This is a genomic window from Pseudomonas sp. S2_A05 (assembly GCF_054668485.1).
Genome location: NZ_CP162775.1, coordinates 5,348,483 through 5,370,091, shown reverse-complemented (window position 1 = coordinate 5,370,091; position 21,609 = coordinate 5,348,483). Strand labels below are relative to the sequence as shown.

General features: G+C 59.7%; 13 protein-coding genes and 2 tRNA genes. 6 read left to right on the top strand and 9 right to left on the bottom strand.

All coding sequences use genetic code 11. The features are described 5' to 3' along the window. Nucleotides 1-121: 121 nt before the first annotated feature. On the top strand, nt 122-2,827 hold the full coding sequence (locus AB4O12_RS24310; RefSeq protein ID WP_460059835.1) for a hypothetical protein: 2,706 nt from the start codon (nt 122-124) through the stop codon (nt 2,825-2,827). A 3-nt stretch (nt 2,828-2,830) separates the two neighbouring features. After that, complete coding sequence (locus tag AB4O12_RS24305) at nt 2,831-7,471, top strand: NEL-type E3 ubiquitin ligase domain-containing protein (RefSeq protein ID WP_460059834.1); 4,641 nt, start codon at nt 2,831-2,833, stop codon at nt 7,469-7,471. A gap of 39 nt (nt 7,472-7,510) precedes the next feature. Here the strand turns inward: AB4O12_RS24305 and dnaB are convergent, their stop codons facing one another. The 7 genes from dnaB to rnr all read right to left on the bottom strand — a co-directional run bounded on the left by dnaB (nt 7,511) and on the right by rnr (nt 14,803). After that, a complete protein-coding gene (gene dnaB / locus AB4O12_RS24300) occupies nt 7,511-8,908 on the bottom strand; it encodes a replicative DNA helicase (protein ID WP_016771936.1) in 1,398 nt (465 codons plus the stop codon). Nucleotides 8,909-9,027: 119 nt separating this feature from the next. Next, nucleotides 9,028-9,474, bottom strand: a complete 447-nt coding sequence (gene rplI / locus AB4O12_RS24295; protein ID WP_003221136.1) for a 50S ribosomal protein L9 — start codon at nt 9,472-9,474, stop codon at nt 9,028-9,030. 18 nt (nt 9,475-9,492) lie between these two features. Continuing rightward, complete coding sequence (locus AB4O12_RS24290) at nt 9,493-10,386, bottom strand: hypothetical protein (protein WP_016771937.1); 894 nt, start codon at nt 10,384-10,386, stop codon at nt 9,493-9,495. Between the two features lie 36 nt (nt 10,387-10,422). Beyond that, nucleotides 10,423-10,653, bottom strand: coding sequence for a 30S ribosomal protein S18 (gene rpsR, locus AB4O12_RS24285; RefSeq protein WP_002551829.1), 231 nt, complete (start codon nt 10,651-10,653; stop codon nt 10,423-10,425). A gap of 29 nt (nt 10,654-10,682) precedes the next feature. Beyond that, nucleotides 10,683-11,105 (bottom strand): 30S ribosomal protein S6, encoded by a 423-nt coding sequence (gene rpsF / locus AB4O12_RS24280; RefSeq protein WP_016771938.1) that lies wholly within the window; start codon nt 11,103-11,105, stop codon nt 10,683-10,685. A 306-nt stretch (nt 11,106-11,411) separates the two neighbouring features. Further along, nucleotides 11,412-12,176 carry a 23S rRNA (guanosine(2251)-2'-O)-methyltransferase RlmB gene (rlmB, locus tag AB4O12_RS24275; RefSeq protein WP_024011372.1) on the bottom strand — a complete coding sequence of 255 codons (765 nt, stop codon included), beginning with the start codon at nt 12,174-12,176 and terminating at the stop codon, nt 11,412-11,414. After that, nucleotides 12,173-14,803: a ribonuclease R gene (rnr, locus tag AB4O12_RS24270; RefSeq protein ID WP_460059833.1), complete on the bottom strand. Its 2,631-nt coding sequence runs from the start codon at nt 14,801-14,803 to the stop codon at nt 12,173-12,175. The genes rlmB and rnr overlap by 4 nt, the downstream gene beginning before the upstream one ends. 225 nt (nt 14,804-15,028) lie before the next feature. Between rnr and AB4O12_RS24265 the strand changes: the two genes are divergently transcribed. The 4 genes from AB4O12_RS24265 (at nt 15,029) to AB4O12_RS24250 (ending at nt 18,143) form a co-directional block, all read left to right on the top strand. After that, nucleotides 15,029-15,115: transfer RNA gene (locus AB4O12_RS24265), tRNA-Leu, on the top strand. A gap of 180 nt (nt 15,116-15,295) precedes the next feature. After that, nucleotides 15,296-15,382, top strand: a tRNA-Leu gene (locus tag AB4O12_RS24260). A 185-nt stretch (nt 15,383-15,567) separates the two neighbouring features. Continuing rightward, a complete protein-coding gene (locus AB4O12_RS24255; RefSeq protein WP_016771941.1) occupies nt 15,568-16,578 on the top strand; it encodes an extracellular solute-binding protein in 1,011 nt (336 codons plus the stop codon). Beyond that, entirely contained in the window at nt 16,578-18,143 is a 1,566-nt protein-coding gene (locus tag AB4O12_RS24250) for an ABC transporter permease (RefSeq protein WP_236168132.1), read from the top strand. Before AB4O12_RS24255 ends, AB4O12_RS24250 begins: the two co-directional genes overlap by 1 nt. A 90-nt stretch (nt 18,144-18,233) precedes the next feature. On the opposite strand, the gene AB4O12_RS24245 is transcribed toward AB4O12_RS24250, so the two are convergent. After that, on the bottom strand, nt 18,234-20,168 hold the full coding sequence (locus tag AB4O12_RS24245; protein ID WP_217851188.1) for a methyl-accepting chemotaxis protein: 1,935 nt from the start codon (nt 20,166-20,168) through the stop codon (nt 18,234-18,236). Between the two features lie 139 nt (nt 20,169-20,307). Next, the gene (locus tag AB4O12_RS24240) at nt 20,308-21,597 is read right to left on the bottom strand and encodes an adenylosuccinate synthase (RefSeq protein ID WP_016771943.1); all 1,290 of its coding nucleotides are present in this window, start codon (nt 21,595-21,597) and stop codon (nt 20,308-20,310) included. Nucleotides 21,598-21,609 lie beyond the last annotated feature (12 nt).

Genomic DNA, 21,609 nt, shown 5'->3' with positions numbered 1-21,609 from the left:
CAGCCCGCGACACATCACGAGTTTTCGCTGAGCGTACGACGCACCAAAACGGCAAGGAAGCCGCCCGCCCGCAGCACTCCCCCGGGAGTAACGGGGCATTCAACGTAAAGGAAGACAGGCAATGTCACCCAAACCGCCAATCAGAGGTATTACAACCGTCTCGGTCCATAATCCGCGACCCGATTATTCGCTAACCCGGCCTGGTTTCCCCCTGTCCTTCGATGGCACGTCGGGGCTCAGGATTCCCACGCGCCCGACGACAACGATCGCAACAGCGATCGATCACGTGCTCAACCACATTATCCCCATGCCTGCGCGGGCGGCGGTCAGAACGGCAGCGGTAGCGCAATCTGTTGCCTTTGTGCACGACCGCCCTTTGAAGGATTACTGGATCACTTCGCTGATTGTGCTGCCGGCGGCCGATGCCGAAGGCATGTCGACGCTCAATGGACGCCAGTATGTCCAGGTACCGGAGGGTGGCACCGTACAGGTGAGTCTGGACTCGGCCAGCGGTTTCTACCGGGCAAAATTGCCCAGCGAATTGCACGCGTCGGGACCGCTATTGCGCTTCGATACCGACAGCCGTCTCTGGCAGCCCATCGACACCTCGGCGCCCTCCACCTACCCCTTGTCCACGACCCGGCTGGAGGCGTTTCGCACCGATCTGGATTTCAGCACGGTCGAGCCGGACGGCGATGGCCTGTTGCGCTTCAACGGCAAACTCTATGTGCAGATCGAGAGCTACGCCTATCAGGTTCTGCATGATCTCGACGCCTCGACACCGCACAGAGCGGTGATGCGCATCGTTCGCCCTGAAGATCCGATCGCCGCCGATGCGACAAACGTTTACGTCGCATCACGTTTCGGCAGGTCGGAAGCGATTACTTTCAATGCTCAATCCGGCTGGCGCGGAACCTCCTTGACAGGTGTAGCCGGAATGCCGAGAGGCGCAGCGGCGCGACCCTCAGACTTATGGCTGCATCTGGAGGTGACAGTCGCACTCGAGGGTATCAACAAGCGGATCAAGCAGGATCAGGATAAACGTGAACAGCTGATAAACGCCTGGCTGGAGGCGAGTAACGCGCAGGGAGAGCATGCGCAAACCGTTCGACGCGAAACAATGGCGCTGCTTGATCGCGAGGTTCACTGCCACAAAGAACTGAAACACCTTGGAAAGGCGCTGAAATACTACGAGGAGCAAAAATCCTCGATCAAGCGCTTCATGAAGCAGGACGCTTACCTGAACAACATAATCAGGCTGCAAAAAAAACAGATGCTCGCCTATCAGCAACTGATCGAATGCGGCTTGACGCGCCACGCCCTGGAGGGTCCGATGATCGACCTCGACCCGGAGCGGCTTCCGCGAACAGTCAACGTTCTGGGCAGGATGCTGAGTCATCTGAAAGAGCGCCAGCAAATCGCCGACAATCTGGTGAACAAATGGCGGGTCTCTCCAGACGAGTTCAGCGCGGATGTTCTTTCACCAATGGACACCCATAACGTTGTTGCCTCCTGGGTGCTGACCAAAAGTCTGATGCTGGATACCCCACAATCGGCCGGCAACGCCCCTCTGGCATCGGAACTGGCCACCCGCTTTGGTCAGGTGACCTTTGTTTATGGAGCGCTTGGCGCAGTTCCCGAAGTTTCCCACCCTGCCGTATTGAATAACCTGTTCCAGGAATGCACAGCCATCCGCCACTGGTTCGAACGCCTTGATCTGGCACCGGGGGAGCAGCACGCCACTTCACGCAGGGAGATCACTGCGGAAATCGAAATATTCGAGCAGACGCTGGTAGGCCGCTTGAACCAGTTTCTCCATCAGGCTGACCGTCCGGTGCTGACGTTCGACCAGCAGAACATTGATTTCGAGTTCATTCCGGCCCAGGACAGAAGCGGTCTCCAACCGCCGCCCAAGCTCATCTTTCGGGCAAAGAAAAACGGCGTCTACAAGCTCAATGTCGGCGAGTCTCGACGCACCGCGCAAAACGAAGAGGTGATTGAGGTCCGCAACCTCCACAATCCCAGGCAGCCGTCACAGACCTATGACCGAGGACGCGGTGAATGGCGTTCGCCGCGGACAACGCCGCAGAGGAGCTTGCCGTCATTGGTTGCCGAAGCCACTCGGCACCTTGACCGTGTCGACGCGCATGTTCGCGCTGCCCTGCACGAAGAACGGCAAAGAAACCATCCGGACAACATTGTCGAGATGCTCGAAAGCAGCGCCGGGGCAATGGATGACACCGTATTGCAGTTGCAGCGGGCGGAACTGGCCGATGATGAGAGCGCCGCGCTGATTCGGCGCCTGCAGGACGCCAGTGAACGTCTGCGCAATGAGGGCGAAAACATCCGCCTGCGAATCTATAAGGACAAGCATGTTCTGAACGTCGACCGACTGCTGTACCTGATCGACAAGGGCCACGTGAACGCCCGGAAAATCGAGAGCCGATTGAAACGTGGCAAGGGTTCGGACCGGCAATATCTCGACATCTATCTAGTCACCGATGCACATACCCACGATCCCCTCTGGCACGCACATTTTCATTATGCGAGACAGGATTCCCCGGACTTGAATTTCAACGTGCGCGGCGCGCATTTGAAAACCCTTGAACAAAGCAGCAGGGGTATTCAATCGCAGCGCAGGGAAGAACTGGCGCAGCGGCCGCATCAACCTGTCTGGCGCGAATATCTCGATGGACGCACAGCGCAGAAAATCTTCGACCTGGCCGCCGCCTCCGCTCACCCGATGACACAGCCTCAGGCAATGACGCCGAACAGGCCGGCAGCTTCCGCTGAAGAAGCTACCGTGCAACGACTACAAGGAATGTAAGACATGCCAAGCAAACCGCCGTCGAAAGTGACGCTTCCCGGTCATTCACATATTCGACCGGACACATCCATGGATACGCCCCCGCCACGCCTCAACCTGACCCCGCGCCCCGGCCTGGATCCGACCACGTTGAGCGGCCCGTCAATCCGCGCGAACAGGCCCACAGACGGTATCGATCCTGATGCAATCGTTCCTGCTCCCAACGTCACAGTGCAGGCGATTGCTTCAATGCATGACGCCTTCGCTCATGTGGGCCACCCGCCTGAGCATTACCGGCTCAGTGCAACGATCGGCTTGCCCGATGCCGACGCTGAAGGCCTGAGAACATTCAAGGGCCGCCATTACGTGGAAATGATCGATGGTGGCTTCGTGCAGGTGGGCAAGGATGCGCAGAGCGGCCTCTGGCGCGCCAGGCTGGCCAGTGAATCGATCCCCTCCGGACCGCTGATGCTGCACGACCCCGAGAGTGGTCGATGGCATGCGCTGGAATTTTCGCAACCAAGCACCTTCGCTTTATCGGGGGCGCGTCTGCAGGCGTTTCGCACGCCGCTCGACTTCAGCACCAGCTCACCCGACAGCGACGGGCTGCACCGCCATGACGGCAAGCTCTATGCAGTGATCGATAATCACGGCTATCAGGTCCTGTACGATTCCGATGCATCGACGCCTCTGGCCGAAGTGATGCGCATCGTTCGCCCGCAAGATCCTGTCGCCGCCGACATCGACAACATCTACAGCGCTACGCGCCCTGGCAGATCCGAGCCTGTGGTGTTCGATGCCCGTCAGGGCTGGCAAGGCATCTTAGTCGGCGGAGCCGGCGGAATGCAGCGTGGCAGTCCCGACCAACCGGCTTCACCGGGGCTGCGGGAACGGCTCAACACCGCGTTCAACCGACTGCGCACGCCACAATCGCGACTGCGAAAACTTTATCCCTCTCTGGACAGCGAGCAGATCCGCACGCTGCTGAGCCCCCACAGCGACGATGTACAAGGCTTCTTGACCCGCGTCGAGACTGAATACAAGACCTTGAAGCTGGAACTCGCGACGTGGCTGAAGACCAGTACGCTGGCCGGCGGGGCGGCCCATCCTTCGGTGGAGCGCGCCGCGCAAGAGATCAAGCGTTGCTGGAAACGGCAGACGGGAACAACGCTGCAGCTGGATCTTGGCGGCGCTGGCATCGCTGCGCTCTCGGCAGATTTCAGCCATGTACGCACGCTGCACTTGCAGGCGGTGGCATGGTCGGCGGGCTCCGAAACTATTCTCAAGCGGTTCACAGCCCTTGAGCGCTTGAAAATCAACGCTTCGGCGCTCGATACACCGCCGGCGAACCTCACGCAGATGCCCGGCCTGAAGGAACTGGACCTGCGAGCGAACCGCATTGAACTGAGCGAGCAAACCGCCGGCGAGCTGGCTTCGCTCAGCCAACTGGAAAGCCTTGATCTGTCGGACAACCCGCTGGGCAAGACCCTGGACTTCAGCGGCATGCTCCAGCTCAAGACCGTGAGTCTGCGCAACACCGGGCTGGATGAATGGCCAACGGGGCTGCGAGATCAGCTAGCGATAGAGTCAATCGATCTGCGCGACAACCGATTGCGCGAAATTCCACAGACAATCATCAACCCGGCGAGTGATCAGTTGCTCGCCATCGCCAATATCAACCGCGTCACCCTGATCGAAGGCAATCCCTTCGCCAGCGGTTATTGGCGGCGGCTGGAAGTCTATTGGCAGCGGGTTACGGCGCAATACCCGGCACTGATCACCAGCGCACGCACGGCTGCATTCCGGATTGATGGCGACATTCCAGAAGTCGCCATGCTGCTGCAGATGCATCCAGAGAGAACCCCGCAAACTGCCCGGGAATACCTGATCGGTCTGGGGGATGATGCAGAAGCCACGATCAGCCGGCGTTTCGAGGAGTTCAAGGTGCTCGACGCACAGCTGCAGGCTTACGTCGCCGACAGCACGTCGGCAGCATCCAGCGCCGCCGGCCAGGAAAAGCTTCGGGCAGAATACATTGCCCGGACTATCAAGGACTGCTGGCTCCAGGAATCGACGTCGCTCATGCTGCCAGCAGTGAACGGACCGCTACCGTCACTGACGGCCGACTTCAGTCGGTTGAAAATGCTCATCCTCAATAACTTCGTCTGGTCCGACACTGCCGACACGTTCCTGTCGCGGTTGCCTGATCTGGACATTCTGACGATCACCCGCTCCGGCCTGAAAAAATTGCCCGCAGCCATCAGCGGGATGAGCCGGCTCGCCCACCTCAATCTGACTGAAAACCAGATAAAACTCGATGAGCACAGCGCTGGTGCATTGAGTGCATTGCATCAGCTGGTTACCGTCAAGCTCTCTGACAACCCACTGCAGATACCGCCCGATTTCAGCGCGATGTCCGGACTGCAGACACTGGAGCTGAGGAACACCGGAATCAGCGAGTGGCCCCTCGGGCTGGCTGACAAGACCACCTTGACCGGCGTCGACCTCAGCAACAATAAACTGCGCATCGTCCCCGACGCGCATATCAACCCGCCTGCCGATCAATTGGCCGTGGTCGCGCGGATCAACAACCGCACGCTGATTGAGGGCAACGACTTCCCTTCGCCTTACTGGAGAAAGTTCGATGGCTACTGGCGAAGACTCAATGAACTGCATCCCGAGTTGATGACTCCAGCCCACCCCGCCGTATTCGATACTGAGAACTCGCGAGCGCAACGCTACCGAAGACTGTTTCCGGGCAAAAGCATCAAGGCCTGCCGGGATTTTATCTGGAGCCATGACAAGGGCACTGTCGCGACCAGGCTGTTGGCGCTCGAGCAGGATTTCGCCGTGCTGAAAAACCAGTTGGATGACTGGGTTTTTTCCGGAGGCAGCAATCGTCTGCGCTATATCCGCGTCAATCAATTGCACGCCAACACTCAAACCCGCAATGAGCGCATCGAGGCACGGGACCGGATCATCAGTTGCTGGCGACGTGAAACGCCCGAGCAACACGCCTTCGACGGCACGCCGATAGGTCTTGAACTGGATTTGAGCGGTTTGACACTGCCAACCCTGCCGGATCTGAGCAGCGACTTCAGCCATGTCGGCTCACTCAAACTCAACAACATGAATCTCACCGAATCCCCGGAAGGTTTCCTGACCCGCTTCCGGCATTTGCGCTGGCTGAACATGGCGAACAATCGACTCAGGGATCTCCCTCCGGCCATCGGCGAGATGCACGGGATGACGCGGTTGTTCCTGCAGGGCAATCAACTGGAACTCACCGCCGAGACCGCGCAGATACTGGCCGGCAGAACCACTCTGAGGGCCTTGTGGATTCACGACAACCCGCACTTGAGCGTGAGCCCGGATTTCAGTGCGATCACTGACATGCGCGAGGTCGACATGTCCAATACGGGCATCGAAAGCTGGCCAACCGGACTGTTCGATCAGCCCCTGCTGGGCAAGGTCCATCTGAACGACAACCGGATCACCAGCCTGCCCGACTTTGTCGTCGCACCGGCAGCGGATCGCCTGACGCATTCGATTCAGGTCAACAGTGGCACTCAGATAAGCGGTAATCCCCTGAGCGCATACACACGAGAACGCCTGGCCGGCTACGGTGAATGGCTGAACCGCTCCGCAGCATCGCTCTACAATCCATTGAACCTGCTGACGACTTCTGTTTCGGCAGCCCGCCCGCAAGCAGTGGCAACGAACTCTGTTTCGGTCTATCCGCAGTTGACCGTCGGCATGACGGCAGACGAGGCGATGATTCGCGCCGAGCAATTGAACAGGCTCAAAGCACAGGTGGGCTCAGATGGCTTTTTCAACATCATTTCCAAGCTCGCCCACCATGCCGATTTCCGCCGACAGATCTGGGACGTGGTCGATGCGATCAGCGAGAACAGCGTGCAGACACGTGCGCTGCGCAGAGACGTTTTTGATCGCGCCTGCGAGGCTGGCTGCACTGACCTTGCCGCTGCCACGTTTACAGACATGCAAGTACTGACCATGACGCACAAGGCGCGAATGCAGGCGAGGCAAGACGGCGATGGTGCTCGATTGGTGGACCTGTCCAGAAGCCTGTTCAGACTCAGACAGGTCGATGATCTGGCCGCAGCCGAAATCGCTGCGAGCAGGGCAATCGTCGACGATCCGCAAACTTCAGCGAGGGAGCGCAATATCCATCAGCTGCGCTTGCGCGACCCGCACGAGATGACGATGGCCTACCGCTTTGGGCTCAAGGATCGGCTGCAGTTACCGTTTCAGCCGCAGACACTGTCCTTTATCGGCATGGCCGGCGTCACATCGCCGATGCTGGAAGTGGCCTACCGAAAGGTCATCGCCTTGAACGACTCCCCTGAAGAGTTTCAGGCTCTGGTATCGATGGACTTCTGGCAGGACTTCATCACGCACAAATACTCGTCCCGGTTCGACGTCGCACGTCAGCCCTATCAACAGCAACAGGCCGCACTGGACGCGCAGTCTGCGACAAAAGCCCTGACCCAAATCGAATATGAGGCGCAAACCAATGACGTCACAGCACAGCTGGCCATCAGCGAAGCGACGCTGATCCAGGCACTGACCCGCGAGGAAATTCGCCCCGGTGACGGAGTCGAAACAACCGCAAGCAGCGAGACGGCAGTTTTGGCCGATTGAAGCCGACCACGACAGCAGGCCGGATGATCCGGTCTGCTGTTACTCGTCGTCGTCGAAGTTGTAACTGCCCGGCGCGAGGTTTTCGAAGCGCGTGTACTTGCCGATGAACGCCAGCCGAATAAACCCGATCGGGCCGTTACGCTGTTTGCCGATGATGATTTCGGCAATGCCCTTGTGCTCGGTTTCCGGGTGATACACCTCGTCGCGATAAACGAACATGATCACGTCGGCGTCCTGCTCGATCGCTCCGGATTCGCGCAAGTCGGAGTTGACCGGGCGTTTGTTGGGGCGTTGTTCGAGGGAGCGGTTGAGCTGCGACAGCGCGACTACCGGGCAGTTGAATTCCTTGGCCAGCGCTTTCAGCGATCGCGAGATCTCGGAAATCTCGTTGGTGCGGTTGTCACCGCTGGAACCGGGGATCTGCATCAGTTGCAGGTAGTCGATCATGATCAAGCCGACATCGCCGTGCTCACGCACCAGACGCCGGGTCCGCGCGCGCATTTCCGAAGGGCTGATACCGGCGGTGTCATCGATGAACAGTTTGCGATCGTTGAGCAGGTTGACCGCTGACGTCAGGCGCGGCCAGTCGTCATCTTCGAGCTGGCCGGAACGCACCTTGGTCTGGTCGATTCGGCCGAGCGAAGACAGCATACGCATGATCAGCGATTCGCCTGGCATCTCGAGGGAGTAAACCAGGACAGCCTTCTCGCTGCGCAACACGGCGTTTTCCACGAGGTTCATCGCGAAGGTGGTTTTACCCATCGACGGACGGCCGGCGACGATAATCAGGTCGGACGGCTGCAAGCCGCTGGTCTTTTCATCGAGGTCGGTGTAACCCGTAGACAGACCGGTGATGGCGTCGGCGGTGTTGAACAGGGTATCGATCCGGTCGATAGCCTTGGTCAGCAACTCATTGACGCCGACCGGGCCGCCGGTCTTCGGCCGCGCTTCGGCGATCTGGAAGATCTGCCGTTCGGCTTCATCGAGGATCTCTTCGGCGGTGCGGCCTTCGGGGTTGAAGGCGCTGTCGGCGATCTCGGTACTGATGCCGATCAGTTGGCGCAACGTCGCACGCTGGCGGACGATCTGCGCATAGGCCTTGATGTTGGCGACGGACGGGGTGTTTTTCGCCAGTTCGCCAAGATAGCCGAGGCCGCCGACTTGCGACGTCTGACCTTCCTTGTCCAGCTGTTCGGCAAGGGTCACGACGTCGATCGGCGAGTTCTGATCAGCCAGTTTGGCGATCGCTCGGAAGATCAGACGGTGGTCATGTCGATAGAAATCGCCATCGGAGACTTGATCGAGCACGCGTTCCCAAGCGTTGTTGTCCAGCATCAGACCACCGAGTACGGCCTGTTCGGCCTCGATGGAATGCGGCGGCACCTTCAGGGCAGCGGTTTGCAGATCGTATTGCTCGGGAGCGGAGATATCGTTCATGGCCACTTGAGTATTAGTGAAAAGCAGGGAATTCAGAAAGACAAAGGGCACGACCTGTAAACAGGATCGTGCCCGATGTTAACCGTCTGACGGACAAGCCGCCAGCCGATCCGTGTTGCTTAAGCTGCTACCACGACAACGCGTACGGTGGCTTCAACTTCGGCGTGCAGGTGCACGGCCACGTCGAATTCACCCACGTTGCGGATGGTGCCGTTCGGCAGACGAACTTCGCTCTTCTGCACTTCAACGCCGGAGGCGGTCAGTGCGTCAGCGATGTCGTGAGTACCGATCGAACCGAACAGCTTGCCTTCGTCGCCAGCGGTGGCAGTGATGGTCACTTCCAGCTCGGCCAGTTGGGCAGCACGGCTTTCAGCCGATGCCTTACGGTCTGCGGCGGCTTTTTCCAGCTCGGCGCGACGCTCTTCGAACGCAGCCAGGTTGGCAGCGGTCGCAGCGGTAGCCTTGCCGAAAGGCAGCAGGTAGTTACGGCCGTAACCGGCCTTAACGTTTACTTTGTCGCCCAGGTTGCCCAGGTTGGCGATTTTTTCCAGAAGGATCAGTTGCATGTGAAAATCCTCTAACTTTTAACCTTCACCGTTCGCGCTGTCGGTGTCTTTCGACACGTGACGACCGCGAAAATCAATCAGGCTGTCGACAATGGCCAGAACCACGAGCAACGGATAGATCAGCTGCATGAACAACAGCAGCGTGACGTACAACCCCACCAGCCAGAAACCGGCCAGTCGCTTCTGCCCGACCAGCCCGTGAATCAGGGCCAGCCCGGCGAACACCAGCGGTACACTGCACAACGGCGTCAACATGGCCATCTGTGCACCGAGATTCGGGCCCAGAAGCATCAACGCCAGCAGTAACATCGCCGGCCCCAGCGGGATGCGGATGGCGCGAAACTCGCGACCGAAACCACCCGGGTTGTACAACAACGCCTGCCAATGCCGCCCGACAATCAGGCTCAGCACGCTGACGATCTGCAACAAGGCCGCAATCAGTCCGGTCAGGACCGGTGCAATCAGGGACGCGAAACGCGCTTGCTCATCGACCGACAATTGCTTGTAGGTCTCACCGAGAAGTGCCGGCATGACCTTTATGAGGGCCTGCGCGAGCATCTCGATCTGGGCCGCAAACGCGACCCCGAGCACCACTGAAAACACCACTCCGATCACTACGCTGACCAGCAGCGTGCGGACCCAGGATTCGCTTGCGCGCAAAACCAACGCAAGCCCCGAAGACCCCAGCAGCACCAGAAGTGCCCGTGGGTCATCGGCATACAGCCACCAGATCAATGCCGGCAGCAGTCCCAGTGACAGAACGCCAAGGGCGTCCGTCAATCCGCGCCGCAGCAGCACAAGGCTCCCGGCGGCAGCACCCAACCAATACAACAACGGCAATGTTGCACATCCGGCCACCACGAGAGTGGCCTGCATTCGGCCTCGCATGATGAACTCAGCTAAGGCGCGCATGCATTCAATCCTTTGCTACTTGTCGACTGCCCGGTCTCAGCGGCCGTGGCTGTCGGTGTAGGCCAGCAGGGCCAGGAAGCGGGCGCGCTTGATAGCGGTGGCCAGCTGACGCTGATAACGAGCTTTGGTACCGGTGATGCGGCTTGGAACGATTTTGCCGGTCTCGGATACGTAGGCTTTCAGAGTGTTGAGATCTTTGTAGTCGATCTCTTTCACGTCTTCAGCGGTGAAGCGGCAGAATTTACGACGACGGAAGAAACGTGCCATTTGATAGGCTCCTTAATAAGGTCCGTGGATTACTCGTCAGCGTTATCGCTGTTGTCGCTGTCATCACTGTCGGTGCCTTCGGCGCCTTCGTGCTCAGGACGGTCGCGACGCTCACGGCGCTCACTGCGGTTTTCTTCAGCCTTGAGCATCTCGGACTGGCCGGTAACGGCTTCGTCGCGACGGATGACCAGGTTACGGATCACTGCATCGTTGTAGCGGAAGTTGTCTTCCAGCTCGGCCAGGGCCTTGCCAGTGCACTCAACGTTCAGCATCACGTAGTGAGCCTTGTGAACATTGTTGATTGCGTAGGCCAGTTGACGACGGCCCCAGTCTTCCAGACGGTGGATTTTGCCGCCGTCTTCTTCGATCAGCTTGGTGTAACGCTCAACCATGCCGCCGACTTGCTCGCTCTGATCCGGGTGGACCAGAAAGATGATTTCGTAATGACGCATGAATGCTCCTTACGGGTTGTAGCCTGCCGCTCAAAAACGGTCAGACAAGGAGTGAATGACACTTATGGACTTGCTGGCGCGGGGCACATGCGTGCCTGCCGTCACAGCAAGGGGCGCAATTGTAGAGAAGGGACTGCGGGCGCGCAAGGCAATTGGTGATTATTTGAACAATCACCGATCTTCCAGACACCGTAAACGAATGTGGGAGCGAGCCTGCTCGCGAATGCGGCCTGCCAGGCAACAATGACGTCGACTGACACTCCCTCTTCGCGAGCAGGCTCGCTCCCACAGTTGATTGCGTTAAGCTTATTTCTTCGCGGCAGCCTTGGCCTTCGCACCGCGCTGGCGCTGGGCTTCGAACAGGCACACGCCGGTGGCGACCGAGACGTTGAGGCTGCTGACGCTGCCGGCCATCGGCAGGTTCACCAGATAGTCGCAATGCTCGCGGGTCAGGCGACGCATGCCTTTGCCTTCGGCGCCCATGATCAGAATGGTCGGGCCGGTCAGGTCCTGGTCATAAATGCTGACCTCGGCTTCACCAGCGGTGCCGACTACCCACAAACCGCGCTGCTGAAGTTTTTCCAACGTGCGCGCCAGGTTGGTCACGGCTACCAGCGGAATCACTTCCGCCGCGCCACAGGCAACTTTACGCACGACCGGCGTCAGCGTGGCCGACTTGTCTTTCGGCACGATCACCGCCAGCGCACCGGCCGCATCGGCCGAACGCAGGCAGGCGCCGAGGTTGTGCGGATCGGTCACGCCGTCGAGCACCAGCAACAGCGGCGCGCCTTCGGTGCGATCGAGCAACTCGTCGAGCATCGCCTCGCCCCAGACCTGACTCGGGCTGACTTCAGCCACAACGCCCTGATGCACGCCTTCAACCCAGGCGTCCATTTCGCGACGCTCGGCCTGGCCGACCTGAACACGGTTTTCGTTGGCCAGCTCGACCAGCGTCTGCACGCGCGGATCGTTGCGGCTTTCCGCCAGCCAGATCTGCTTGACGCGCTTGGGGTGGTGACGCAGCAACGCTTCTACCGCGTGAACGCCGTAGATTTTTTCCAACTGACTCATGACTTCGCCTTCGGTTTACGCGCCCCGCCACTTTTGGCTGGAGCGGAACCCGCTTTTGGCGGGCCCTTACGGTGTTTGCTCGGTTTGGCTGGCTTGCCGTCGGTCGCCCTGTCAGGCGCCGACCGTCCGGTCTTTCCCCCGGACGCCGCTTTACCACCGTTTTTCGCATCGGCCAGCAAGGCCTTCTTCAATTCACGGCTTTTGCGCAGCTCGGCGTTTTTCGCCACGGCGTCGCTCGGGCGATAGGCTTCGGCAACCTTTTCCTTGGCCGGACGACGGCTGGCGGTTTTCGCTGGAGCCTTTTCTTCCGCAGCCTTGGCAGCAGGCGCAGCGGTTTCGGCGCCACGTTTCTTGCGACCGATCGGCGCGCTGATGGTTTTCTCGGCCATCTCGAAGTCGATCTTGCGCTCATCGAGGTCGACGCGCATGACGCGTACTTCAACGGTGTCGCCAAGACGGAAACTGCGACCGGTGCGCTCGCCCGCCAAGCGGTGATGCACAGGATCGAAGTGGTAGTAATCGCCCGGCAGCGCGGTGACATGCACCAGGCCTTCGACGTAGATATCGGTCAGCTCGACGAACAGACCAAAACCGGTAACAGCGGTGATTACGCCCGGGAACGATTCGCCCACGCGATCCTTCATGAACTCGCACTTGAGCCAGTTCACCACGTCACGGGTCGCCTCGTCGGCACGGCGCTCGCTCATCGAGCACTGCTCGCCAAGCTGCTCCAGCGCCGCTTCGTCGTACGGATAGATGCGCGCTTTCGGAATGGTCATCGCACCGGCACGACGAACGTGCGGGGTGTCCTGTTTCGAATGGATCACGCTGCGAATCGCGCGGTGCGTGAGCAGGTCCGGGTAACGACGGATCGGCGAAGTGAAGTGGGTATAGGCTTCGTAATTCAGGCCGAAGTGGCCGTCGTTTTCAGCGCTGTACACCGCCTGACTCAACGAACGCAGCATCACAGTCTGGATCAGGTGGAAATCCGGACGATCCTTGATGCTCGCGAGCAAAGCCTGATAATCCTTCGGCGACGGACCGTCCTTGCCCTTGTGCAGGGACAGGCCGAGCTCACCAAGGAACGCGCGCAGCTTTTCCAGACGCTCTGGCGGCGGACCGGCGTGAACGCGATACAGCGCAGGGATTTCGTGCTTCTTGAGGAATTCGGCAGTGGCCACGTTGGCGGCCAGCATGCACTCCTCGATCAGCTTGTGCGCATCGTTGCGCACGGTCGGACGGATTTCCGCGATCTTGCGCTCGGAGCCGAAGATGATCCGGGTTTCCCGGGTTTCGAAATCGATCGCGCCACGCACGTGACGGGCGGCCAGCAATACCTTGTACAACGCGTAGAGCTGCTTGAGGTGCGGGACGACGTCGGTGTACTCGCCACGCAATTTGCGCGCTTCGGTAGCCTTCGGCGTTTCCAGCATCGCGCTGACCTTGTTGTAGGTCAGACGGGCGTGGGAATGGATCACCGCTTCATAGAAGCAGTAGTCGGTCATTTCGCCGGACTTGGAGATGGTCATCTCGCAAACCATGGCCAGACGATCGACTTGCGGGTTCAGCGAGCACAGGCCGTTGGACAGTTGCTCCGGCAGCATCGGAATCACGCGCTCGGGGAAGTACACCGAGTTGCCGCGAACCTGAGCTTCGTTGTCCAGCGCCGAGCCAATCTTCACGTAACTGGAAACGTCGGCAATTGCCACGTACAACTTCCAGCCACCGGAGAACAGACGCAGCTTGCCCGGTTTGGCTTCGCAGTAGACCGCATCGTCGAAGTCGCGGGCGTCTTCGCCGTCGATGGTGACGAACGGCAGATGACGCAGGTCGATGCGCTTTTCTTTGTCTTTTTCTTCGACTTCCGGCTTGAGCTTGGCGGCTTCTTTCACAACCGCCTCAGGCCAGACGTGCGGAATATCGTACGTGCGCAGAGCAACGTCGATTTCCATGCCCGGCGCCATGTAGTTGCCGACCACTTCGACCACATCGCCTTGCGGCTGGAAGCGCGGCGTTGGCCAGTGGGTGATTTTCACTTCGACGAACTGACCGATCTGCGCGTTGGCGTTGCGGCCCGGCGTCACCAGCACTTCCTGCTGGATCTTCGGATTGTCGGCAACGACGAAGCCGATACCGCCTTCTTCGAAGTAGCGGCCGACGATGGTTTCGTGAGCGCGGGAAACTACTTCGACGATCACACCTTCACGGCGACCACGACGGTCGAGACCGGAAACCCGGGCCAGCGCACGGTCACCGTCGAACACCAGACGCATTTGCGCCGGGCTCATGAACAGGTCGTCGCTGCCGTCGTCCGGCACCAGGAAGCCGAAACCGTCACGGTGACCGCTGATGCGGCCGAGGATCAGGTCGAGCTTGTCCACCGGCGCGTAAGTGCCACGGCGGGTGTAGATCAGTTGAGCGTCGCGCTCCATGGCGCGCAAGCGGCGGCGCAGGGCCTCGATCTGGTCTTCGGTGGTCAGACCAAACTCTTCGACCAGTTGCTCGCGGGCAGCAGGCGAACCCCGATCGGCGAGGTGCGCCAGGATCAGTTCGCGGCTGGGAATAGGGTTTTCGTATTTTTCCGCTTCACGAGCGGCCTCGGGATCGAGGGACTGCCAATCGGCCATTAGAGAGTTTTCACCTTGTCTATATGCGGGTTAGTTTGGCATAGGCGCCGGGAAACGGGAAATTTCCGCTTCTATAAGGCTTTGCATGGCCCTGTATCGACGCTCTGATAGGGTTTTGAACGCCGCTGGTAAAAAAATTCAGTTTTTTCTGCAGTAGGGGTTTACAGTTAAAAAGGCGCTCCGTATAGTGCGCGCCATCGACGACGCACAAGCGCTTTCGATGATGCCCAGGTGGTGAAATTGGTAGACACGCCAGCTTCAGGTGCTGGTGACCTTACGGTCGTGGAAGTTCGAGTCTTCTCCTGGGCACCAATTTCGAGTTTGAGACTAGATCAGTTTCAAGACTCACACAAAACCCGCGAAAGCGGGTTTTTTGCATTTGCGGGAAAGCTTTTGTTCACACTGATTTATTAAAACCAAATCAGGGGTTTACAGATCAAAAAGGCCTCCGTATAGTGCGCCACATCAACAGCGGCAACGCTTGCGATGATTGCCCAGATGGTGAAATTGGTAGACACGCCAGCTTCAGGTGCTGGTGACCTTACGGTCGTGGAAGTTCGAGTCTTCTTCTGGGCACCAATTCAAATTCAAGGTTCAGGCCTTGGATTTCACAAAAACCCGCGAAAGCGGGTTTTTGCGTTTCTGGCTTCCTGAATTTCGCCATCCCTACAAGACTGCCAGTCGCCCCACAAGGCGCACTTGAGAAACAATATCGTTTATCATTGTTGCAAGTTTTTGCAATGCGACAGTGAGGAACCCTGCGAATGACGTTTCGAAATACCCTGCGCCGAGGCCTGACCTTCACCCTCCTCGGCCTGGCACTCGCCACTCCCCTCACCCAGGCTGCCGATGCGGTTTCCCTGACTCTCTACAACGGCCAGCACAAGGAAGTCGGCGACGCGATTGCCAAGGCTTTCGAAGCCAAGACCGGCATCCACGTCAACGTGCGCAAAGGCAGCAGCAACCAGCTCGCCAGCCAGATCATCGAAGAAGGCGACCGCTCCCCCGCCGATGTGATCTACACCGAAGAGTCGCCGCCGCTGAATAACCTCGGCGAACAGGGTCTGCTGGCCAAGGCCGATGACGCCACGCTGGCAGTTCTGCCGGAAAAATACGTCGCCGCCAATGGCACCTGGATCGGCGTTACCGCCCGCGTACGCGTGGTCGCGTTCAATCCGAAACTGATCGATGAAAAAGACCTGCCGAAATCGGTGATGGAATTTTCCGAGCCGCAGTGGCAGGGCAAGGTCGGCTTCGTTCCGACCAGTGGCGCCTTCCAGGAGCAGGCCGTAGCGATCATCAAGCTGCACGGTCGTGACGCCGCCGAAGAATGGCTGACCGGCCTGCGCGCATTCGGCAAGACCTACAGTAACAACATGGTCGCGCTCAAAGCGGTGGAAAACGGTGAAGTCGCCACCGTACTGGTGAACAACTACTACTGGTTCGCCCTGCAACGCGAGAAAGGCAAGCTCGATTCCAAATTGCATTACTTCACCGGCGGCGACGCTGGCGGCTTGATCACCGTGTCCAGCGCTGCCGTGCTGAAATCCAGCAAACATCCAAAAGAAGCCCAGCAATTCCTCGCCTTCATGGCCAGCGAAGAAGGTCAGCGCGTGATCACTCAGACCACCGCTGAATACCCGCTGCACAAAGGCATGGAATCGGATCGCGGCCTCAAGCCGTTCAGCGAACTGGAAGCGCCGAACGTTACCCCGGCGGACCTGGGCAACGCTGAAGAAGCGCTGGAACTGGAACGCGAAGTTGGCCTGAACTGATGGCAGCATCGTTATCGGCCCCCGCCGCGCGCGGGGATTACGTACCAAGACGCAAACGGCCGTCGATCTGGCTGGTGCTGCCGGTATTGCTACTGGTGGTACTAAGCCTGCTGCCACTGGCCTACGTCGGGGTGAAAGCCTGGCAAGCCGGCTGGGCCGAGGCGCTGCATTTGCTGTGGCGCCCGTACGTGTTTGGCCTGTTGCGCAACACCTTGGCACTGATGGTCGGCGTGACGATCACCTGCGCCGTGATCGGTCTGTCGCTGGCATGGCTGCTGGAGCGCAGCAATCTGCCGGGGCGACGCCTGTGGGGCGTGATCCTGTGCCTGCCGTTTGCGGTGCCGGCGTTTGTCAGCAGCTTCACCTGGGTGTCGCTGAGTGCGCAGTTCGAAGGCCTCGGCGGAGCGATTCTGGTGATGAGCCTGTCGAAGTATCCGCTGATCTTCCTGCCAGTCGCGGCGACCCTGCGCAATCTCGATCCCTCTCTCGAAGAATCCGCCCGCACGCTGGGACAGAATCGCTGGGGCGTGTTTTTCCGCGTCACCCTGCCGCTGTTGTGGCCATCGCTGCTGGCCGGTTCGCTGCTGATTGCCCTGCACATGCTGGTGGAATTCGGCGCGCTGTCGATCATCGGTTTGCAGACCTTTACCACGGCGATCTACCAGCAATTCGAACTGGAATTCAGTAACGCCAACGCAGCGATGCTTTCGGCGGTGTTGCTGGCGCTGTGCCTGTTGCTGTTGTGGCTGGAACTGCGGGTGCGCGGCAAGGGCCGGCATGTGCGCACCGGCCAAGGTGCAGCGCGACAGGCTGAGCAAGTAAAGCTTGGGCCATGGGCTGCGGCAGGTCAGTTGTATTGCCTGTTGCTGGCGATTATCGGCAGCGGCGTTCCGCTGGGCATGTTGGCCTACTGGCTGGCGGTCGGCTCATCGGCGGCGTTCCCGGTAGCGGCGATCACCGAAGCGCTGTTGTCGTCACTGGCACTGTCGCTGGGCGGCGCGGCGCTGTGCCTGGTACTGGCGGTTCCAGTCGGCTTGCTGGTGGTGCGCTATAAAGGCCAATTGGCAATCTGGGCCGAACGCCTGCCTTATCTGCTGCACGCGCTGCCGGGCCTGGTGATTGCGTTGACGCTGGTGTATTTCGCCCTGCATTACGTGCCGGTGCTGTATCAGACGTCGGGCTTGCTGCTGATCGCCTATGCGCTGCTGTTTCTGCCACTGGCGCAGGCGCCGATTCGTACGGCACTGAACAAGGCTGCGCCACAGCTTGAAGAAGCGGCGCGGACCTTGGGCGCATCGTCGTTCACGGCGTTTTGCCGGGTGACATTACCGATCATTTTCCCGGCACTGGGCGCGGCGTTTGCGCTGGTGTTTCTTGATGCGATGAAGGAACTGACAGCAACGTTGCTGCTCAGCCCAACCGGACTCAATACATTGGCGACCGAGGTCTGGGCGCATACGGCGAATGTCGAGTTTGCGGCGGCGGCGCCTTATGCGGCGTTGTTGATTGTGGTCTCGGGGCTGCCGGTTTATCTGCTGACGACACGTATGTATCTGAGCCGCTGATACCGTTTTCGCGAGCAGGCTCGCTCCCACAATGGATTGAGTTTCCCTGTGGGAGCGAGCCTGCTCGCGAAGAGGCCAGCCCGGATAACATCAAGCGCGAAACTGCCCCAGGCTAGCCTTCAACTGCGCCGCCAGACCATCCAGCACCTTGCCACTGGCCGTGGTTTCCACCACTGCCTGCGCCGCTTTCTCGGCCTGTGCATGAATCGTTTCGACGCGCCCACGCACTGCCTGTGCACCCTGCGCCTGATGTGCTGCTGCTTGCGTCGCCAGACCGATCGCCGCATGCACCTGCTCGACCGAAGCCTGCACCGATTGCTGCAAGCGCGCACTGTCGCGCAAGACCAGCAAACCTTCGCTGGCCTGTCGTCCGGCCTGGCCAATCGCCTCGACTGCCTCACGTGCGCCCTGCTGCAGAGCGACGATGTGCGCTTGAATATCGCCCGTCGAGCTCTGCGTTTTGCTCGCCAGTGCCCGCACTTCATCCGCCACCACGGCAAACCCACGCCCGGTTTCACCGGCCCGCGCCGCCTCGATCGCAGCGTTCAACGCCAGCAGGTTGGTCTGTTCGGCGATGCCGTGAATCACCGTCAGCACCACCTCAATCTGCTCGCTCTGCTGCGCCAGTCGCTCGATAACCTTCGCCCCGGTATCGACCTGCCCGGCCAGCGCTTCGATCAGGCTGCCAACCTTCGCCGAAGTCCGGGTGTTCTCATCGGTGGCCTGACGAATATCGACAACCTGCTTGAGCGCCGCCTGCATTGCCTGACTTTCCGACTGCGCCTCGTCTGCCATTTGCGACAGCGCGCGCAGGCTTTCTGCAACTTCATCGCGCTGCATTCCGGCAGCCGCATCGGCGCCAGCGTTGCGCAAAGTCATCGCGCCAATTTCCACGCCAGTGCGCTGCGCGACATCGCCCGCCTCGCGCACGATCGGCTGCAGCTTGTCGACGAAGCGATTGACCGCCGACGCCATGTCGCCGATTTCATCCTTGCTGTTGATCTGCACACGCTTGGTCAGGTCGCCCTCGCCCGCCGCCAGATCGTCCATCGCCGCATTGAGCATTTTCAGGCGATTGACCACGCGATGACCGAGCACCACGGCCAGCAACAGCAGCACGCCGCAACCGACCAGTGCCAGGCCAAGGCCGATACGCCAGCGCAGTGTCGCGGCAGCGTCTTGAACGGTTTGTGCGGTGTTGGCTTTCATTTCGCCAGCGGTGCCCTGCGCCGATTGCAGACGCGCCTGCATCGCTTTGGCGCTGTCCGCCGCCGCGCCTTTGAGGCTGTCGCCGACCAATTGATCGCTGCTGGCAATCAGCGCCAGGAAGCGCTTGTCGAGCTCGGCCAGATCGGTTTCCACCGAGGCTGTGGAAACGCCCATCAGCACTTTGCCGATCTCCACGCCATTGGGATTGATCGAGGCCTCGAGGTAGTAGACCGAAGGATCATTCTTCGCCGCATCCAGCACTTTATCCAACGCACGCTCACCCTGACCTTTTTCCAGCAAGGCCTTGTTGATCGGGTTTTCACGGTTGAGATAACGGGTCAGATGCTGGCCGGTGGCGTCGTCATACACCACGAACAGCACGTTGGGATTGCGCTGGGCGCGGCGGGCGAACTCCGAGAGCGTCGGCACGTCGCTGTCCCACATGGCACGCGGCGCTACGGATGCAAGCAACTGCGCCATGTCGTTGGCCGAATCCTTCAGGTCCTTTTCCAGCGTCGCTCGCAGCTGCGCCTGCTCTTCTTTCAGACGCGCGGACAGGCCGACCGTCAGGCGCTGACGAGTGCTGGCCGATAACGCATCAAGACTTGAAGTGACTTCACGCCCGGCCTGCTCCAGTTCACCGGAGAGTTTCTGGCTGTCGGCACCCAGGCGCACAGCCAGATCGGCTTCCAGCGCGGTCACCGTGCTCCGCGTCAGGGCAACCGCCACCAACACCTGCACCAAAAGGGCGATACCAAGGGTAACGAACACTGGCCGCAACAAACGGCTTTGTAACAGTGAGAGAACGGCTGACACTTTAAATCCCTCTACTTCTGACGCCATTAATTTGATGGCACTCTTGTAGACAGATTCACAGCAAAGGTCATGCCGTCCAACAGGCATAAACGACAAAGGCCCCGATTAAGGGGCCTTTGTTTTTTACATCAACGACTTATCAAGCAAACGGATGACGCAGAACGATGGTTTCGTTGCGGTCCGGGCCCGTCGAAATAATGTCGATCGGCGCGCCGATCAACTCTTCAACGCGTTTGATGTAGGCACGAGCATTGGCCGGCAGCTCTTCCAGGGTTTTTGCACCCACGGTCGATTCGCTCCAGCCTGGCACTTCTTCGTACACAGGCTGCAGGCCTACGTAGCTGTCAGCATCGGTCGGGGCAACAGCATTGCCTTGCGCGTCTTTGTAGCCGACGCAGATGTTGATGGTTTCCAGACCGTCGAGTACGTCCAGCTTGGTCAGGCAGATGCCCGAGATGCTGTTCACATCGATAGCGCGACGCAGGATGACGGCGTCAAACCAGCCGCAGCGACGGGCACGGCCGGTGGTAGCGCCGAACTCGTGACCCTGCTTGGCCAGGTGCGCACCGACTTCGTCAAACAGCTCGGTCGGGAACGGACCGGAACCGACGCGAGTGGTGTAAGCCTTGGTGATGCCCAGGATGTAGTCGAGGAACATCGGACCAACGCCCGAACCGGTCGCCACGCCACCCGCAGTGGTGTTGGAGCTGGTCACGTACGGGTAGGTGCCGTGGTCGATGTCGAGCAACGAACCTTGCGCGCCTTCGAACATGATGTCCTTGCCAGCACGACGCAGGTCGTGCAGCTCGGCGGTCACGTCGAGCATCAGCGGCTTGAGCAGCTCAGCGTATTCCTTGCACTCGGCCAGGGTCTTTTCGAATTCGATGGCTGGTTCTTTGTAGTAACCGACCAGCATGAAGTTGTGGTAATCCACCAGTTCACGCAGCTTGTCTTCGAAGCGTGGCATGTTCAGCAGGTCGCCGACACGCAGGCCACGACGGGCAACTTTATCTTCGTACGCCGGGCCGATGCCGCGACCGGTAGTACCGATCTTCAGCTCGCCACGGGCCTTTTCACGGGCCTGGTCCAGCGCGACGTGGAAGGACAGGATCAGCGGGCAGGACGGGCTGATACGCAGGCGCTCGCGCACCGGCACGCCTTTCTCTTCCAGCTTGGTGATCTCGCGCAGCAGGGCGTCAGGTGCAACCACCACGCCGTTGCCGATCAGGCATTGCACGCCTTCGCGCAGCACGCCCGACGGAATCAGGTGCAAGACGGTTTTCTCGCCGTCGATCACCAGCGTGTGACCCGCGTTGTGGCCACCCTGGTAGCGCACTACGGCGGCAGCATGTTCGGTCAGCAGATCAACGATCTTGCCTTTGCCCTCATCACCCCACTGGGTGCCCAGGACTACGACATTCTTACCCATAACACTTGTCCT

Excerpts from the sequence above, each read along its gene's own strand:
- AB4O12_RS24310 (WP_460059835.1), top strand. The coding sequence starts at position 122 with ATGTCACCCAAACCGCCAATCAGAGGTATTACAACCGTCTCGGTCCAT.
- AB4O12_RS24305 (WP_460059834.1), top strand. The coding sequence starts at position 2,831 with ATGCCAAGCAAACCGCCGTCGAAAGTGACGCTTCCCGGTCATTCACAT.
- dnaB (WP_016771936.1), bottom strand. The coding sequence starts at position 8,908 with ATGAACGATATCTCCGCTCCCGAGCAATACGATCTGCAAACCGCTGCC.
- rplI (WP_003221136.1), bottom strand. The coding sequence starts at position 9,474 with ATGCAACTGATCCTTCTGGAAAAAATCGCCAACCTGGGCAACCTGGGC.
- AB4O12_RS24290 (WP_016771937.1), bottom strand. The coding sequence starts at position 10,386 with ATGCGCGCCTTAGCTGAGTTCATCATGCGAGGCCGAATGCAGGCCACT.
- rpsR (WP_002551829.1), bottom strand. The coding sequence starts at position 10,653 with ATGGCACGTTTCTTCCGTCGTCGTAAATTCTGCCGCTTCACCGCTGAA.
- rpsF (WP_016771938.1), bottom strand. The coding sequence starts at position 11,105 with ATGCGTCATTACGAAATCATCTTTCTGGTCCACCCGGATCAGAGCGAG.
- rlmB (WP_024011372.1), bottom strand. The coding sequence starts at position 12,176 with ATGAGTCAGTTGGAAAAAATCTACGGCGTTCACGCGGTAGAAGCGTTG.
- rnr (WP_460059833.1), bottom strand. The coding sequence starts at position 14,803 with ATGGCCGATTGGCAGTCCCTCGATCCCGAGGCCGCTCGTGAAGCGGAA.
- AB4O12_RS24255 (WP_016771941.1), top strand. The coding sequence starts at position 15,568 with ATGACGTTTCGAAATACCCTGCGCCGAGGCCTGACCTTCACCCTCCTC.
- AB4O12_RS24250 (WP_236168132.1), top strand. The coding sequence starts at position 16,578 with ATGGCAGCATCGTTATCGGCCCCCGCCGCGCGCGGGGATTACGTACCA.
- AB4O12_RS24240 (WP_016771943.1), bottom strand. The coding sequence starts at position 21,597 with ATGGGTAAGAATGTCGTAGTCCTGGGCACCCAGTGGGGTGATGAGGGC.